Origin of the sequence: Cupriavidus sp. L7L (assembly GCF_004353535.1) — a bacterium.
Lineage (GTDB): Bacteria > Pseudomonadota > Gammaproteobacteria > Burkholderiales > Burkholderiaceae > Cupriavidus > Cupriavidus oxalaticus_A.
In genome coordinates this window covers 1-1,429 of record NZ_SMNY01000088.1, presented here as the reverse complement: position 1 = coordinate 1,429, position 1,429 = coordinate 1, and the positions used below count along the sequence as shown (strand labels likewise).

2 protein-coding genes are annotated in these 1,429 nt (G+C 58.0%); one reads left to right on the top strand and one right to left on the bottom strand.

Annotated elements, in window-relative coordinates; all coding sequences use genetic code 11:
• Positions 1-860: LacI family DNA-binding transcriptional regulator (locus E1J61_RS35720; protein WP_133098500.1), on the bottom strand; the 860-nt coding region annotated here is incomplete at its 3' end.
• Positions 861-1,085: 225 nt separating this feature from the next.
• On the opposite strand from E1J61_RS35720, the gene E1J61_RS35715 reads away from it, so the two are divergent.
• On the top strand, positions 1,086-1,429 hold a 344-nt coding region (locus E1J61_RS35715), incomplete at its 3' end, for a histidinol dehydrogenase (RefSeq protein WP_207951306.1).

The following is a 1,429-nucleotide window of genomic DNA, read 5'->3' as shown; positions in this document are numbered from 1 at the left end:
GGCGTGACTTCAGCCGAAATCGGAAGGTTATCGCAGCCAACGATCGAAAGCTGATCAGGCACTTTGAGGTTTAGCGCTGTTGCCTCGAACAGACAACCGAGCGCTAACACGTCATTGCCACAAAAGACCGCCGTAGGCCTGGTCGATGCCTCGCGAAGTATGTTTCGCAGTCCGGTACGGCCTCCAGCAAACGAGTAGGGCTGCTCGCAGGCCGCGCCGGGGATGATTTCGGCACGCAAAGCTCGCAAAGTACTGACGAAGCCTTCGGTGCGTAATCGTGCGCGATCGTTGTTCCGCGAGATACCGGAAATCATGCCGAAGTGCCGATGCCCAAGATCAAACAGGTATCTGGCCGCGAGCGCTCCGATCTCAAAGTTATCGAACCCGATGCAGGGGTACTCGTTCGACAACGCCCACGTGATGATAGTCCGCGTGCCGGATTGCCGTAGGACTGAGAGCGTTTCAGGAGCGTGGTCGGCGCCGACCAGAACCATGGCATCGACGGCGCGCTCTGACAATGCGCGGACGACATCCATCTCGGTCTGAGAGTCGTAGTTGTGGGAGCCCAGGAGGAGTTGGTAGCCGTTCGCGGCCAACACACCCTGCATCCCCTGGATGGCATGCGAGAAGATGGCGTTGTCCAGAGTAGGCACAACGGCTGCGATTGTTCGGGATCGACCAGAAGCCAACGTCCGTGCAGAAGCGTCCGGGACATATCCGAGTGCTTGAATTGCATGTCGCACGCGCGCCAAAGTATCTTCACGCACCAACGAAGGTGAGGAGAGTGTCCGCGAGACTGTCGCCATGGAGACGCCGGCCAGCCTCGCTACATCTTCAAGTTTCGTTTTAGGCACTTTCATTGCTCTCCGTCCCAGTGCCTTATTGTCGCCGATCTGTGAGGGGTGCTGCAGCGACTACAGCTGGCGCGAGTACACCCCTCGGGGAAAACCCTTCCTTGCGGTCCGCAGTGAACGGACTATCCTCTGATGAAAGCGCTTTCATTCGAGGCCGACCCACATTTGGGGGGTGTGTACATAAAAATGAAAGCGCTTACATTTATGTCTCCAACTTGAGGACCTGCAGAAATGATCTCGTATCTGAAAAAAGCGGAAAAGACGCCCCAGAGCGAAACGGCGACAGCACAGAAGGTCGTGACAGAGATGCTTGCCGAGATCCAGGCGCGCGGAGAAGACGCCGTGCGTCAGTACGCCAAACAACTCGACGGCTGGAGTGGCGATATCGTCCTTACGCCCGCTCAGATCCGGGAGCAGACTAAGGACGTGCCGGCGGCCGTGCGCGCCGATATTGACTTCGCCATTCGGCAGGTCACCGATTTCGCCTTGGCGCAGCGCGAATCCCTGAAAGAGTTCTCCTTGGAACTGCATCCGGGCGTCACCGCGGGACAACGGGTGCTGCCAGTCAATGTGGT